Origin of the sequence: Terrabacter sp. BE26, from assembly GCF_041941675.1 — a bacterium.
Lineage (GTDB): Bacteria > Actinomycetota > Actinomycetes > Actinomycetales > Dermatophilaceae > Terrabacter.
In genome coordinates this window covers 972,520-987,127 of sequence record NZ_CP090122.1, presented here as the reverse complement: position 1 = coordinate 987,127, position 14,608 = coordinate 972,520, and the positions used below count along the sequence as shown (strand labels likewise).

The following is a 14,608-nucleotide window of genomic DNA, read 5'->3' as shown; positions in this document are numbered from 1 at the left end:
CCGGTCCCGGTCCCGGTCCCGGTCCCGCGAATCATCCACTACGGGTGAGTGACCGACGCCCGAGGCAGGCCACGCTCTAGCCAGGAGCGCGTGCGACGCCGGGTTCGCACGCCACCGGGACGAGGAGGGGCTCATGGAGCAGTCGGACTTCGTGCAGACGGGCCAGAAGGTCGGGCTGGTCATGGCCTCCGTCGTGACACCGGCGACCCTCGCCCCCTCGCTGTCGAAGCGGTCCTGGCAGGACCAGGGCCTCATCACCGGCCTGTCCGCCGGCGCCAGCTACCTGCTCGCGCTGACGTCGCAGGACGTCATCGACGTGGTGGCTCGCGGCGCGGCCACGGCGGCGACCACCTGGTCGCTGTTCCCCGACGGCTGGTCGGCGAAGCGCCGAAGCTCGGTCGCAGCCCTCGGCTGCGAGCTGGCCATGGCGCCGCTGGGGCTCGGCGTGACCGCATACCTCGACCGCAAGGGCGTGCACACGGCCAGGCAGGGCCTCGCGCGGCAGCTCGCCTGGCGGATGGGAGCCACGGCCCTCAGCGGGACGGTGCTCATCGGTGCCACGGCCGGGATGCGCCGGCTGGACCGGGCGCTCGGCGCGCACGGACGCCTCGCAGCCCTCCCGCTGTCCGTCCCCGTGGGTCTCGCCGCTTCGGCCGTCATCGAGCGAGCCCGTGCAACCGGTGCCCAGCACGACCGGGAGGGCGTCGCGGAGCCGGCCGACGACATTCCCAGAGCCGGTGGCCTGGCTGCCGGGGCGGGGGTCCTCACGATCCTCTACGGCGCTGCATGGGCCGAGCGGTGGACCGCCCAACAGGTGCGACGGCTGGCGCCGGGGGCCGCCCGGGGCAGCGGCAGTGGTCTGGGCTGGCAGCTCACCTCGCACGCGGTCTTCGTGGCCGCCGGTTGGGTCGTCCTGAACGCGCTGTGGACCCGTGCCATGCAGCGCGTGGAGGCGGTGACCACGACGGTCGACCCGTGGATGCGGGCGGCGCCCGGTGTATGGACCGACCCCATGGTGAGCGGCGACCCGGCGAGCCTAGTCTCCTGGGACTCGCTCGGCCGCGAGGGGCGACGGCACGCCGTCACGTACGTGCGCCCGGCGCGGGTCGCGGCACCCCCCGTCCTGCCCGACGGCACGGTCCCTGCCGACATGTCCATCTCGACGGTCATGGGCGAGCCGGCCCGCGCGCATCCCGTGCAGGTCTTCGTGGGTCTCGACAGCGCCCCGACGCCGACGGAGCGCGTCGAGCTCGCGATCGCCGAGCTGGACCGCACCAACGCCTGGTCGCGCTCGTTGCTGATGCTCGTGTCGCCGACCGGTACCGGCTACGTCAACTACGTCGCGATCGCCGCCGCCCAGTACCTGACACGCGGTGACGTCGCGAGCGTCACGATGCAGTACTCCAAGCGGCCGTCGCCGCTCTCGCTCGGCAAGGTCCGCGACGCCCGGGAGGCGAACCGCCTGCTCTGGCTGCGCATCCTGCAACGCGTCCGGGACATGGACCCGGACGACCGCCCCGAGGTGGTGCTCTTCGGCGAGTCGCTCGGGGCGCACACCAGCCAGGACGTGCTCCTGGGCTGGGGCACCCTCGGCCCGCAGGCGCTCGGCATCGACCGGGCCCTGTGGATCGGTACCCCGGGCGGCAGCAAGTGGATGCACGAGGTCACGGGAGCCGCCCGGCCCGACGTCGACCCCTCGCTCGTCGCCGTGGTCAACGACCACGAGCAGCTCGTCGCCCTCGGCGAGGAGGCACGCTCGCGGCTGCGCTACGTCCTGCTCAGCCATGACAACGACGGCGTCACGAAGTTCGGCCTGGACCTGCTCAACCGCCGGCCCGCGTGGCTGGGACCCGGCCGCCCCCGCCACGAGGACGTCCCGGGGAGGTCACCACGCGGCATACCGGCCGGTATGCGGTGGCGTCCCGTCACGACGTTCTTCCAGACGCTCGTCGACATGAAGAACGCCCAGGTCCCCGGGGCGTTCCGGGCGTGGGCGCACGACTACCGCGCCGACCTGCCCGAGTTCGTGCGCGACGTCTACGGCCTGCACTGCACCGACGAGCAGATGGCGGCGATCCAGCAGGCGGTGCGCCAGCGGGAGGCGTATCGCGAGGGCGCCTTCTCCTGACGGCGTGCGAATGGCGGGCGACGCGGCGCTCGCCGGGCACGCCGGGCTCAAGAAGGGACGCTGACCAGACCGACCCCGTATGCCGTGTGCGAGAGGGATGCGACAGGCGGGGTCGAGCCGTCAGCGCAGGGCGACCAACACGACCATGGCGAGCGCCCCGACGCCGAACACCCCAGTGGTGAGCGCGGTCCGCACGACGCTGGCGCCGGCGCGGGTGGCGCCGGCTCGCGCGCAGAGAAGCCGTGCCCCGTCGCGGTAGCGCCGCCGTGCGGTGAGCACGAGGTCGAGGCCCCACGCCAGGCCGAGGGCCGACACGGCATACCCGAGGGCGCCCAGCTGTGGCGGGAGCACGCGCAGTCCGACGAGGGAGCCGACGGTGACCGAGAGGGAGGTGCGGCGCCAGGCGAGCGAGGTGCGCTCGGCCTGCATGCCGACCTCGGCCGGTCGGCTCACAGCAGCACCGCGATGAGGACGGCCACCGCCACGATGCCCAGCATGACGGCGATGGGCAGCTTGAGGCCCGAGGAGGGCAGTGGCGTGAGGTGACGCATCGCGCGCTCGGTGCGCACCCACGACAGCCAAGCCTGGATGGTGGCCGCGAGGCCCGCGAGGACGAGGATGACCGCGATGGTGACGCGCAGCCACGACGGCACCGGCACCTGCAGCGCCTCGAGCGCCAGGCCGGCGGCGACGAAGGCGAGGCCGGTGCGGATCCAGGCGAGGAAGGTGCGCTCGTTGGCCAGACTGAACCGCGGGTCCGGGTCCTCGCCCCCCTCGAAGACCGAGCGCGGGAAGCGTCGGCGGTCATCGGTCGCCACGGTGTCCTCCTCGTCGAACCAGGCCGCGGGTGTGCGACGTCCCGATCATCCCGCACCGCCCCGCACTGCTTGCGGGCCGTGTCTCCGCCCTGTTCGAGCGCGGTCAGAAGCCGGTCGGCTCGCGCGGGGTGTACGGCGCCTCCAGGGCGGCGACCTCCTCGTCCGTGAGCTCGACGTCGAGTGCGGCGACGGCGTCGGCCAGGTGGTGCTTCTTGGTGGGCCCCACGATGGGTGCGCTGACCACCGGATGCCGCAGCACCCAGGCCAGTGCCACCTGTGCCATCGGGATGCCGCGGGCCTTGGCGACCTGCTCGACGGCGTCGGCGATCGGCTTGTCGCGGTCGGAGAAGAGCGTCTGCCCGAACGCGTCGCTGCCGGTGCGTTTGGTCTCGGTGCCCCACGGGCGGGCGAGCCTGCCACGGGCGAGCGGGCTCCACGGCACGGCACCGACACCCTGGAAGGCGAGCAGGGGGAACATCTCCCGCTCCTCCTCTCGCTGCATGAGGGAGTACTGGTCCTGCATGGAGACGAACCGGGTCCACCCTCCGAGGTCGGCGGCGTGCTGCATCGTCGCGAACTGCCACGCCCACATCGAGGAGGCGCCGATGTAGCGGGCCTTGCCCGCCTTGACGACGTCGTGCAGGGCCTCCATCGTCTCCTCCACCGGCGTGTCGGGGTCGAAGCGGTGGATCTGGTAGAGGTCGACGTAGTCGGTGCCCAGCCGGGTCAGCGAGGCGTCGATCTGCTCGAGGATCGCCTTGCGCGACAGGCCTGCCCCGCCGGGACCGTCGTGCATGCGCCCGTGCACCTTCGTGGCGAGGACCACGTCCTCACGGCGGGTGTAGGTCTTGATCGCCCGGCCGACGATCTCCTCTGACGAGCCGGCACTGTAGACGTTGGCGGTGTCCCAGAAGGTGATGCCGAGCTCCACTGCCTGACGAAGGAGCGGCGCACTGTCGGTCTCGCTCAGCGACCACGCGTGGTTGCCCCGGCTGCTGTCGCCGAAGCTCATGCAGCCGAGCGCGATCCGGCTGACCTCCAGACCGGACTGTCCGAGGCGGGTGTACTTCATGGTGGTGTCCTTCCGGGTTCGAGCTCGCAGGTGGTGCCGGGTTGGGAACCCGCACCCGGGGGCCATACCCCGCCGTCGCCCAGCCCACCCCTGCGCCTGCCCTTGCGCCGGCCCGGTCGCCGCTGCGTAGGTTGGCCGTCATGGTGACGGTCCCGCAACGCACGCTCTCGGACGGCACGACGCTGCCCGCCATCGGCTTCGGCACGTACCCGCTCAAGGGGCAGGACGGCATACGCGCCGTCGAGTCGGCCCTCCACGCGGGCTACCGGCTGCTCGACACGGCGGTCAACTACGGCAACGAGGCCGAGGTCGGCGAGGCGATCCGCAGGTCCGGGGTGCCTCGCGCGGAGATCGTGGTCCAGACGAAGGTGCCTGGACGCGACCACGCGTACGACAAGGCGATCGCCTCGGTCGAGGGCTCCCTCGAGCGGATGGGGCGCGAGCAGGTCGACGTGGCGCTCATCCACTGGCCCAACCCGAGCGTCGGTCTCTACGTCGAGGCCTACCGGGCGCTGGTGGAGTGCCGGAGACGCGGGCTCGTGCGCTCGGTCGGGGTCAGCAACTTCACCGAGCGACACCTCGCCGACGTGGTCGACGCCACGGGGGTGACCCCGGTGGTCAACCAGGTCGAGCTGCACCCGCTGTTCCCGCAGGAGCGGCTGCGCGCGGCCCACGAGCGGATGGGCGTCCTCACGCAGGCGTGGAGCCCGCTCGGCAAGCGCGACGCACCCTTCGACGCCGACCCGGTGGTGGCGGCGGCCGAGGCGCACGGCGTCACGCCGGCCCAGGTGATCCTGCGCTGGCACGTGCAGCTCGGGGTCGTGCCACTGCCCAAGTCGGCCGACGCCGAGCGCCAGCGCACCAACCTCGACGTCTTCTCCTTCGAGCTGAGCCCGCAGGAGGTGCGCGCCATCACGGGGCTCGGGAGCACGGAGGGCCGGCTCTTCGGAGGCGACCCGGAGACCCACGAGGAGATGTGACGCAGCCCTGGTGTCAGAGGGGGTCGAGCGACCCCGTCTCGACGACCTGGGTGGCGAGGACGTGCAGCTTGACGTTGCGCGCCATGCTGGCCCTCCGCAGCTGCTCGAACGCCTGCTCACGGGTGAGCCGGCCCAGGCCCATGAGGATGCCGATGGCCGCACCGATGTCCCGGCTGTGGGAGAGCGCCGCCTCCAGCTGGATCGCCCGCGACTCTGCCGCGTCGAGGCGTTCGAGGGCGTCGAGCAGGTAGCACTCGACAGGGGTGAGCAGCCCGGGACCGTCTCCCGTCATCCCGAAAGCCGAGTCGACCCCTTCCGATGGTGATGTGCCCGTCAGGGCCTCTGGCTCCATGGACTGCTCCTTCGTCACCCGGCCAGCAGCCTCGTCTCGACCCCGGCCGGTGAACTGCCAAGCCTAGGCGAGAGGACCGACAGTGACGCCGGGGGAGGGGGCCAGGATTCGCGCGATCCCGGATGGTGGCGGACCGGTGAGGCGGCACCCGCTCGGGGGGTCGGGTGCCACCTCATCCGCACCATCGCTGGCCTGCCCGGGGCGTTACACCCGGCACGCCGCTCTCGTCCGCCTTCCCACGTGCCCCTTCTCGGCGCCCCTCACCACGGCGTCACCAGCGCGCTGCTTCCGTATGCCGTTACGGGTGCTCGGGTGGCGAAGCGACGTCCTCGTGGTGCTGGGCTCCGTAGACGGCGGCCTGCGTGCGGCGCTCGAAGCCGAGCTTGGCGAGCAGCCCCGAGACGTAGTTCTTGACGGTCTTCTCGGCGAGGTGCAGCCGCGCACCGATCTGCCGGTTGGTCAGCCCCTCGGCGATGAGGCCGAGGATCTCCTGCTCGCGGTCGGTCAACGCGTCGGAGTGGGCCGACGGTTGGGCCTCCTGCTCGGGGCTGCGCAGGCGCACGAGGAGGCGCTCCACGAGGGCTGGGTCGATGAGGGAGTGGCCCGACGCCACGTGCTCGACCGCCTCCGTCAGCGATGGTCCGCGGATCTGCTTGAGCAGGTAGCCCGAGGCCCCTGCCATGACGGCGGCGAAGAGGGCGTCGTCGTCGTCGTAGGAGGTCAGGATGAGGCAGCGGGTGCCCGGACTGCTCATCTGCACGTCCCGGCAGACGTCGATGCCGCTCCCGTCTGGCAGCCGTGCGTCGAGCAGCGCCACCCGCGGGGCGAGGGTCGGTATCCGGCGCCGGGCCTCGGCGGCCGTGCCCGCCTCGCCCACGACCCGGAAGCCGTCGTGCGCCTCGAGCAGGTCCACCAGGCCGCGGCGCACGATCTCGTGGTCGTCGAGCAGGAAGATCGTCACCGGCTCGTTCTCGTGTCCGCTCACCGGCTCCCTCCATCGGTCAGCCGAGCAGTCCACGTCAGCACCGTCACCCGCTCGTTGGTGGTGAGGATGCAGTCACCGTGCCGGGCGCGGGCCCGGCGCGCGAGGTTCGCCAGGCCGCTCTCGTGTTGCCGGCGCGGGCGCGCGGGAGCGTCGACCGACCCGCCGTTGGCGAGGGGACCATCGTCGCTCACCTCGACCGTCACGTAGTTGTCGGAGACCGCGACGTGGACGTCGACGGCAGAGCAGTGCGAGTGCTTGACGACGTTCGTCAGGCCCTCGCGCAGCACGGCCGTCACGTCGTGGAGCAGGGCGGGCTCCAGTGCCGTGGCGACGGGACCGTCCAGCCTGAGGGCCGGCTCGAAACCAAGGCCTGCCGAGGCCGACGCCATCACCTCGAGCAGCACCGCCCGGGCGTCCCTGGAGGCCGGGTGCACCTGCAGCTCGAAGATCGCCGACCGGATGCGGCGGATGGTGCCGTCCAGGTCCTCGACGGCGCGGCTGAGGGTCTCGCGCACGGTGGGCTCGATGGCCCTGCCTCGCACCGCCTCGAGCGACAGACCGGTCGCGAAGATCCGCTGGATGACGTGGTCGTGCAGGTCCCGGGCGATGCGCTGGCGGTCCTCCAGCACGGCGATGCGCTCCTCGTCCGCACGCCCGTCGGCCAGCTCGAGCGCCATGGCCGCGTGGTTGGCCAGCTGCTCGGCCATCTCCGCCTCCGCCCGGGCGAACACCGGGGCCCCCTTCCTCCGGCCCATCACGACCACGCCGCGCACGCCGGCCTCGCCGGCCAGCGGGCACGCCATCGCGGGGCCGCACGGGCCTCGACCGGCCACCGCGGCCAGTGTCACGGCGTCCGAGGAGGCGTCGGACGAGCGTCCGGACGAGGGACCGGTGACGACGGCACGTCGCTCGCGCATGGCCACGCCGGCGAGCGACCGCTCGGCGGGGTATGCCGTCCCGACCAGGTCGTCGGCTCCCGGGCCGCGCGCGACCTCCACGACGAGCTGGACGGCATAGGCTCCGGTGGCTTCGCCGGTGGCGCCCGGCACGGCGCCGACCTCTGGGAAGTCCAGCGTGACGACGTCGGCGTCGGCCAGGCGCAGCATGGCGTCCGCGATGCGCACGAGCACGTCGCTGCCGAGACCGGGGCGCAGCAGGTCGCTGCTGATCTCCGCCGAGGCGCGCAGCCACTCCTGACGCCGGCGCGACTCCTCGTAGAGCCTGGCGTTCTCGATCGCCACGCCGGCGCTGGCCGCGAGCGCCACGACGAGCTCCTCGTCGTCGTCGGTGAAGTCCGTCCCGTCCACGCGGTCGGCGAGGTAGAGGTTGCCGAAGACCTCTCCCCGGCAGAGCACCGGCACCCCGAGGAAGGCCCGCATCATGGGGTGGCCAGGCGGAAAGCCCACCGACCGGGCGTCATCGGTGATGGCGTGCAGCCGGAGGGGCTGCGGCTGCTCGATGAGCAGGCCGAGGATGCCCTCCCCTGTGGGCGGGTGTCCGACGTGGGCGACGGACGAGTCCTCCATGCCGGAGTGTACGAACTCCTCGAGCCGGCCGTCCGCACCGACGACCCCGAGGGCGGCGAAGCGGGCCCCGGCAACGTCGCGGGCCGCCTCGACGATGCGCCGCAGGACCGCGGAGAGGGTGAGCTCGGAGACGACGGAGCGGTTGGCCGCGAGCAGGCTGCGGAGCCGGTCCTCGGCCGATCCGGGGGAACCGGCTGCTGGTTCGGCGCCGTCGCCCATCAGCAGCCCGCGAGCGCCGTCCGGGGCATAGAGCCCAGCCCGCAGGTCGTGCAGATCGCGGTCATACCCCAAGGCTAGATCGCGGCCGCCGTGTTCGCGGATGTTCGGTGCCGCAGCCTCGGCCTCAGCCGGGAACCCCCTGACTTCGTGAGGACCTGAGGTCGCCGAACGAGCGCCCCGTCACCCGCTCGACCGTGATGCCGATGAAGACGTTGCGCACGCCACCGGCCCACGGGTCCGCACCCTCGACGGTCCACAGATGCGTGAGTAGGGCAGGTGAGGCGACCGCCTGGGCCCGGCCGTGCACGATGACGCTCCACCCCGTGTGCCGTGAGGCGTCCAGCTCGTCCACCTCGAAGACGACTTGCGAGGGCCGGACCAGCTCGGAGAGCACCCCGAAGGGGGAGGTGCGGAAGACGAGGAGGTCGCCCACGCAGGCGTAGCTGACGGGAAGGATCTGCGGACCGCCGCCGGCGTTCCAGCCGATGCGGCCGATGTCGCGCGACTCCAGCAGCACCTGGCACTCGGACAGCGTGAGGTCGGTGTAGTTGAGGCGCCGGGTCGACCGGCGCGGCTGAGCGTCGGGGTGGCCGCGAGGGCCGGCGGGCGTTCTCGAGACGGGCATCTCACACCTCCCTGCCGGTCCCCGCCGGTGACAGCCTGCGGTGGCGGTGCCGACCGTGGCCACTCTCGCGCGCGGCGGGACGAGAGGCCCCGACGAACGGCGGGGTCGGCGCGGTCGGCACGGTCGCCACGACCTGCTCGGTCGCGGACTGCGAGGTCGCCGCCTGCAGCAGCGACCGGCAGTGCCGGAGCTCCGCACGCACGCGGGTCAGCTCGACCCGCAGCTCCAGGTAGCGCACGAGGCTGTCTCCGACCGTCCGGGCCCAGGCATCCACGGCACGCCAGTCGGCTCCCCACGTCATCGGGATGGTCGACTCCCCGCTGCGGTCGGTCTCCGTCGACGGGATCCGGTCCGGCAGGTGCACGCGGCGGGCGAGGCTCTCCTGGCCGGCGGGCCCACCCCGGTGGGTCACTCGCAGACGGTCGACGTCCACGACGAGCTCATATCCGCCCGTCACCGGTGTCGCGACGCACGGCCGGCAGGTCACGTGGTGGCCCGCGAGGCTCAGCTCGTCGGCGATGATCGCCGCGATCGCCTCGTCGATGCCGGCTGTCGCCGACGCCACCGACGCCACCGACGTCCCCGCGGGCTCCGACGCCTCCGCTGGGTCGGTGGGCACCGACGTCCCTGCCGGACCCGCCGTGTCGGGCGTGGCGTCTGGCGTCGTGGCAGGCGGAGCGGAAGGCGTGCTGGCCGGCGCGGTGTCAGGCGTGCTGTCAGGCCCGGTGTCAGGCCCGGTGTCAGGCCCGGTGTCAGGCTGCGTGCCGGAACCGAGCGGCTCTCGCGGTCGCTCGCCGGACGGGCTCGGCGGGGTGGGATACGTGATGAGGACTGTGGTCATGTGCTCTCCGTGGTCGACAGCCGCCCGGTGCGGCACTGCGTCGATCGTCCGTCGGAGGGCGGCGCGCCGATCACGGCCGAAGGTCGGCGGCTCGGCGGGACCAAGGTCCCGGATCGGACAGGACCAACGGACCTGACCAGGCACCGGCGGGGTGGGCAAGTCTGGGGCGGGAGAGGTGAGTTCCATGACCGAGACGACGCGACCGGACGCCGGCCCGACGGAATCTGATCCGTCACGCGTGCAGGAGCGGACTGCGGCAGGAGGGAGTGCCGGGTCCGCCGGGCAGACAGGCCTGATCGTGGTGGGGGTGGACGGCTCGAAGGAGAGCCGGATCGCGCTGCGGTGGGCGTGTGCCGAAGCGCGCGTGCGCGGCTGTGCCGTCCGGGCGGTCTCGGTGTGGCACCTCTACCCGTTGGCGGCCCCGGAACGGGTGGGGGCGTCACCGTGGTGGTTCACGGCCGACCCCGAGGAAGCCACCCGTGTCTTCCTCGGGGAGGTCGTGGACGAGGTCGCCGCCGACCACCCGGGTGTCACGATCGAGCAGCAGGTCGTCTCGGGCCATGCCGCCGAGCAGCTCATCGCGCTCTCGGCGTCGGCCGACGTCCTCGTGCTCGGGGCCACGGGCGCGGGCGGCTTCGTGGGGATGCGACTGGGATCGGTGGCGCGGGCCGTCCTGGAGCACGCGCTCTGCACCGTCGTCGTCGCCCGCTGAGGGCGGCCTTCGGCGCGCGGCGGCAGCAGGACGCGCCGCTCGGGGCCTGGGCGCGGGTAGGAGGCCCGGCCGGCCGCCGGCGTGATCACGCCAGGCCGGCGGCTCGCGGTGGCTGCCCGGCAGCCGTTCTGGTTCGTGCTGCCGCTCCCGGCGTCGCTCGAGATGGCGCATGACCGGAGTCGCGAAGGTGCCGTGCACCATCACCGACAGCAGGATCGTGAACGCGACGGTCGACCACATCCACCGCTCCTCCGGGAACGCGTGCTCGCCGGCGGCGAAGGCGAGGTAGTAGAGCGAGCCCACGCCGCGCACCCCGAAGAACGCCGTCGCCAGCTTCTCGCGGCGTCCCAGACCGCCCGGCAGCTCGGCGGGGCGCGCCCGGACGCTCAGCGACAACCAGCCGGCGAGCGGGCGCACCACGAAGACGAGCGCCACGGCGATCGCCACGCCGCGCCAGTCGAGCTCGTCGAGCACACCCTTGGTCATGCCCATCCCGAGCACCAGCAGGATGATGAGGGTCAGCAGCCGCTCCAGGCGCTGCACCACCTCGTGCATCGACCGGTGGTAGTGGTGGTTGCGCTCCGCCGCGCGCAGCGTCATGCCGCACACGAAGACGGACACGAAGCCGTAGCCGCCCACGAGCTGGCTCAGGCCGTAGGTCATGACGAGCGCTGCGAGCGCCAGCAGCGGCTCGCCCTGCTCGGCGAGCCGCAGCGACGGGCTGGGGGAGCGGAACGCGACTCGTGCCAGCACCCACCCGACGGCGGCACCTGCGGCGACGCCGAGGGCGACCTTGCCCACGAGGTCCCACGCCAGCCACTGCAGCCCCCAGGACTCGATGCCCCCCGCGGTGGCGAGGAGCAGGGCCGCGGTCACGAACGGGAAGGCGAGGCCGTCGTTGAGCCCCGCCTCGGAGGTGAGGGCGAAGCGCACGTCGTCCTTCTCGTCGACGGGCTCGTCCTCGTCGTGGTCGTCCGTGCCCTCGTCGCGCCCGCCCGTCCTGTGGGAGTCGCCGGGCTCGCCGGGGCTGACCTCGTCCTCCTCCCCGACCCTGGGGCCACCGACCTGGACGTCGCTGGCCAGGACCGGGTCGGTGGGCGCCAGGGCGGCGCCGAGCAGCAGGGCCGCCGCGGGGGCCACCCCCAGCCCCCAGCCCAGCAGCGCGATCGCACCGATCGACAGGGGCATGGCGAGCGCGAGCAGCCGCCAGGTCGGGGACCACGAGGACCACGAGGCGCGACTGCGCCAGTCGAAGGACCGGTCGATGGCCAGTCCGACACCCATGAGGGCGACGAGGATCGCGAACTCCGTCACCCGCTCGACCTGCGGGCGTATGAGGACGGGGTCCAGCCGCATGCCCTCCGGCAGGGGCAGCAGCCCGATGCCCATGCCGAGGACGAGGAGGACCATCGCGGCCGACACGGCATACCGCTCGAGGAGGTTGGGCAGGACGGCCGCCAGGAACATGGCACCGCCGGCGATGAGGTAGATCAGGTTGACGGACATGGCGACGTGGACTGCTCCTCCGGTTGGGCCTCTGGTGACCTACCCGCGGGGACGTCCCGCCGGACCGACCGGCGGCCTGCCGGGCGCGGGCGCTTCCGTCTCGTCGCCGCCACGACGAGACCGCACGCACCGCCGACGAGATCCAGTACGCGTTGGGCTCGTGACCGGCACCGACTGAGACGCGCACGGACTCCGAGGACGCCGACCGGGAGGGGTGCTCCCCGGTCGGCGGCCCTGTCAGGAGGCGGTGGTGAGGGCTCGGTCGGTGCCCTGGTGGTCCACCAGGTGGTCGTGCAGGCGCAGCGTGATGCGACGCAGCGTCCGCGAGACCTGCATCTGGCTGACGCCTCGTGCCTCGCCGATCTCCCGCTGCGTCATGCCCTCGACATAGCGCATGAGCAGCAGCTCACGCTCGTCGTCGTCGAGCGCGGTGAGTGCTTCGGAGAGACAGACGCGGTCGTCGGCGCCCGCCATCTCCTCGTCGTCCGCGGCGAGGAAGGCCGCGAGGCCGGGCCGTTCGTCGTCGGCGGGGCTGCAGTCGAGCGACAGCGGGCGGAAGCCCGTCGCCGCCGACGCCACCTCGCGGACGTCCTCCACGGAGACGCCGACGGCCTCGGCGAGATCCGCGTCGCTCGGGGTGGCGCCGAGCTCCTGCTCGAGCTCGGACCGGACGGACTGGAGGTTGACCCGCAGCTCCTGCAGGCGCCGGGGCGGACGGACCACCCAGCCGCGGTCGCGGAACCAGCGCTTCAGCTCTCCCGAGATGGTCGGGACGGCATACGCCGCGAAGGAGGGCGCGTGACCCGGCTCGTAGCGCCGGACGGCCTTGACGAGGGCCAGCCGTGCGACCTGGACGAGGTCGTCGTGCTCGATGCCGCGGCCTTCGTAGCGTCCGGCCATGGTGGTGCACAGGTCGAGGTAGAGGTGCACGATCTGCTCGACGATGCGCTCGGACTCTTCAGCGCTGCCGGATGTTCGCAGCTGTTCGAACAGCTCGGCGGTCTCGAGGTCGCGCTCGGCAAAGGAAATCCGCGGGTACGCAGCGTGAGGCGCCATGACTCATCTCCGATCGTTCGGACGAAAGAGTCGGCGCTGTGATTGGACCGCTCGGACAACTTCGACAGTGTCACGATCGCGACCACTGCGCAATGGCAGGACAGGCCCGGGCCCGTTGGGCCGGCGGTCCTCAGTCCTTGCGGTCCCAGGGCGCGTCCTCGCCCATCTTCGCGTAGTACTTCGCCAGGTGGCTGCGGACGCGGTCGCGGTCCTTGTCGGGAAGGTCGACCCCACCCCGCGAGCCCTGCATGACGGCCGCGGCTGCCATGACGGCGCGGGGGACCGCCGTGAGTTTGCCGTCGACGACGTCGGCGATGAGCAGCTTGTATGCGGTGAAGTTCGTCTTGTTGTCCGCGTCGTACCAGACGTGGGCGTCGCGGTACTTCCCGTTGGGCTCGTCAATCGCACCCGCCCACTCACGCACCCGCCTCTCGGCGGCGGCGCCGTCCCAGTGACGGTCGCGATCGGCGAGGGGCAGGTCCTGGAAGCTCGTCACGCTCATGCTGGTCTCCTTTGTCGTCATCGTCATCGTCATCGGCATCGTCGTCGGCGGTGGCCGGCGGGAGGGCTCAGGGCTGGAGCACGACCTTGAGACACTCGTCCTGCTTCTCCTGGAAGATGCGGTAGAGGTCCGGCGCGTCCTCCAGGCGGGCATGGTGCGTGGCCAGACGCTCGAGGCCGAGCACGTCGCCGTCGGCTCGTGCGATGTCGAGCAGCTCGTCGCTCCACCGGCGCACGTGGCACTGGCCCATGCGGATCGTCAGGCCCTTGTCGAACAGCTCCATCATCGGCATGGGGTCTGCCATGCCGCCGTAGACGCCGCTGATCGAGAGGGTCCCACCACGGCGGACGGCCGCGACAGCGGTGTGCAGGGCGGCCAGCCGGTCGATCCCGAAACGCTCGATCGCCCCGCGTGCAACCGGCTTGGGCAGCCGGCTCGCCGCGCCGATCACCTTCTCCGACAGTGGGTTTCCGTGGGCCTCCATGCCGACCGCGTCGATGACCGCGTCAGGCCCCCTGCCGTCCGTCATGTCGATGAGGGCCTGGGCCACGTCGGTGTCCCGGCCGTCGATGACCTCGGCGCCGTGGGCGCGGGCCAGCTCGACGCGGTCGGGCACGAGGTCCACGCCGATGACGCGGCCGACGCCACGGTGCCGGGCCGAGCGGACGGCGAGCTGGCCGACCGGTCCGAGACCGAGCACGGCCAGGGTGTCGTTGCCGCTCACGTCGGCGTACTCGACGGCCTGCCAGGCGGTGGGGAGGATGTCGGAGAGGTAGAGGAAGCGCTCGTCCGGCAGCTCCTGTGGGATGACGATGGGCCCGAAGTCGGCGTGCGGGACACGGACGTACTCCGCCTGACCGCCGGGCACCGACCCGTAGAGGCTCGTGTAGCCGAAGAGGCTCGCCCCCTTGCCGGTCTCGGTGTTCTGCGTCGTCTCGCACTGCGCGAAGAGCCCGCGCTGGCACATCCAGCACCGGCCGCAGGAGATGTTGAACGGCACGACGACCCGGTCGCCGACGGCAAGCGTCGCGACGTCCGGTCCGACCTCCTCGACGATTCCCATGAACTCGTGGCCGAGCACGTCACCCGGTTGCAGGTACGGCGCGAGCACGCGGTAGAGGTGCAGGTCGGAGCCGCAGATGGCCGTGGACGTGACGCGGACGATCGCGTCGGTCGTGTGTGCGATGACGGGGTCGGGTACGTCGGTCACACGGACGTCCTCGATTCCGTGCCAGGTCAGAGCCTTCATGGCGAGGCCCGTACCCACGCCCGCTCGCCGAAGAACC

14 protein-coding genes and 1 pseudogene are annotated in these 14,608 nt (G+C 72.4%); 3 read left to right on the top strand and 12 right to left on the bottom strand.

The features are described 5' to 3' along the window. Positions 1 to 133: 133 nt before the first annotated feature. A complete protein-coding gene (locus LQK93_RS04640) occupies positions 134 to 2,128 on the top strand; it encodes an alpha/beta-hydrolase family protein (RefSeq protein WP_374970381.1) in 1,995 nt (664 codons plus the stop codon). A gap of 120 nt (positions 2,129 to 2,248) precedes the next feature. Here LQK93_RS04640 and LQK93_RS04635 read toward each other — a convergent pair whose 3' ends face one another. The 3 genes from LQK93_RS04635 to LQK93_RS04625 all read right to left on the bottom strand — a co-directional run bounded on the left by LQK93_RS04635 (position 2,249) and on the right by LQK93_RS04625 (position 4,018). After that, entirely contained in the window at positions 2,249 to 2,581 is a 333-nt protein-coding gene (locus tag LQK93_RS04635; protein WP_374970380.1) for a DUF202 domain-containing protein, read from the bottom strand. Further along, the gene (locus tag LQK93_RS04630; RefSeq protein WP_374970379.1) at positions 2,578 to 2,946 is read right to left on the bottom strand and encodes a YidH family protein; all 369 of its coding nucleotides are present in this window, start codon (positions 2,944 to 2,946) and stop codon (positions 2,578 to 2,580) included. The genes LQK93_RS04635 and LQK93_RS04630 overlap by 4 nt, the downstream gene beginning before the upstream one ends. A gap of 103 nt (positions 2,947 to 3,049) precedes the next feature. After that, a complete protein-coding gene (locus LQK93_RS04625) occupies positions 3,050 to 4,018 on the bottom strand; it encodes an aldo/keto reductase (RefSeq protein WP_374970378.1) in 969 nt (322 codons plus the stop codon). A 140-nt stretch (positions 4,019 to 4,158) separates the two neighbouring features. Between LQK93_RS04625 and LQK93_RS04620 the strand changes: the two genes are divergently transcribed. Beyond that, a complete protein-coding gene (locus LQK93_RS04620; protein ID WP_374970377.1) occupies positions 4,159 to 4,998 on the top strand; it encodes an aldo/keto reductase in 840 nt (279 codons plus the stop codon). A gap of 13 nt (positions 4,999 to 5,011) precedes the next feature. On the opposite strand, the gene LQK93_RS04615 is transcribed toward LQK93_RS04620, so the two are convergent. The 5 genes from LQK93_RS04615 to LQK93_RS04595 all read right to left on the bottom strand — a co-directional run bounded on the left by LQK93_RS04615 (position 5,012) and on the right by LQK93_RS04595 (position 9,324). Continuing rightward, a complete protein-coding gene (locus tag LQK93_RS04615) occupies positions 5,012 to 5,290 on the bottom strand; it encodes an ANTAR domain-containing protein (RefSeq protein WP_374970376.1) in 279 nt (92 codons plus the stop codon). Positions 5,291 to 5,648: 358 nt separating this feature from the next. Then, positions 5,649 to 6,335 (bottom strand): response regulator, encoded by a 687-nt coding sequence (locus tag LQK93_RS04610; protein ID WP_374970375.1) that lies wholly within the window; start codon positions 6,333 to 6,335, stop codon positions 5,649 to 5,651. Beyond that, positions 6,332 to 8,152, bottom strand: a complete 1,821-nt coding sequence (locus LQK93_RS04605; protein ID WP_374970374.1) for a GAF domain-containing sensor histidine kinase — start codon at positions 8,150 to 8,152, stop codon at positions 6,332 to 6,334. The genes LQK93_RS04610 and LQK93_RS04605 overlap by 4 nt, the downstream gene beginning before the upstream one ends. A gap of 52 nt (positions 8,153 to 8,204) precedes the next feature. Then, positions 8,205 to 8,705, bottom strand: a complete 501-nt coding sequence (locus LQK93_RS04600; protein WP_374970373.1) for a pyridoxamine 5'-phosphate oxidase family protein — start codon at positions 8,703 to 8,705, stop codon at positions 8,205 to 8,207. Position 8,706: 1 nt separating this feature from the next. Further along, positions 8,707 to 9,324: a hypothetical protein gene (locus tag LQK93_RS04595; protein ID WP_374970372.1), complete on the bottom strand. Its 618-nt coding sequence runs from the start codon at positions 9,322 to 9,324 to the stop codon at positions 8,707 to 8,709. Positions 9,325 to 9,730: 406 nt separating this feature from the next. On the opposite strand from LQK93_RS04595, the gene LQK93_RS04590 reads away from it, so the two are divergent. Then, positions 9,731 to 10,258 carry a universal stress protein gene (locus tag LQK93_RS04590; protein ID WP_374970371.1) on the top strand — a complete coding sequence of 176 codons (528 nt, stop codon included), beginning with the start codon at positions 9,731 to 9,733 and terminating at the stop codon, positions 10,256 to 10,258. A gap of 177 nt (positions 10,259 to 10,435) precedes the next feature. Here the strand turns inward: LQK93_RS04590 and LQK93_RS04585 are convergent. The 4 genes and pseudogenes from LQK93_RS04585 to LQK93_RS04570 form a co-directional block, all read right to left on the bottom strand. Further along, positions 10,436 to 11,446 (bottom strand): annotated as a pseudogene (locus tag LQK93_RS04585) (cation:proton antiporter); the annotation flags it as partial. A gap of 555 nt (positions 11,447 to 12,001) precedes the next feature. Further along, on the bottom strand, positions 12,002 to 12,820 hold the full coding sequence (locus LQK93_RS04580; RefSeq protein ID WP_374970370.1) for a sigma-70 family RNA polymerase sigma factor: 819 nt from the start codon (positions 12,818 to 12,820) through the stop codon (positions 12,002 to 12,004). A 130-nt stretch (positions 12,821 to 12,950) separates the two neighbouring features. Further along, the gene (locus LQK93_RS04575; RefSeq protein ID WP_374970369.1) at positions 12,951 to 13,322 is read right to left on the bottom strand and encodes a hypothetical protein; all 372 of its coding nucleotides are present in this window, start codon (positions 13,320 to 13,322) and stop codon (positions 12,951 to 12,953) included. A 67-nt stretch (positions 13,323 to 13,389) separates the two neighbouring features. Next, the gene (locus LQK93_RS04570) at positions 13,390 to 14,571 is read right to left on the bottom strand and encodes a zinc-dependent alcohol dehydrogenase (protein ID WP_374970368.1); all 1,182 of its coding nucleotides are present in this window, start codon (positions 14,569 to 14,571) and stop codon (positions 13,390 to 13,392) included. Positions 14,572 to 14,608 lie beyond the last annotated feature (37 nt).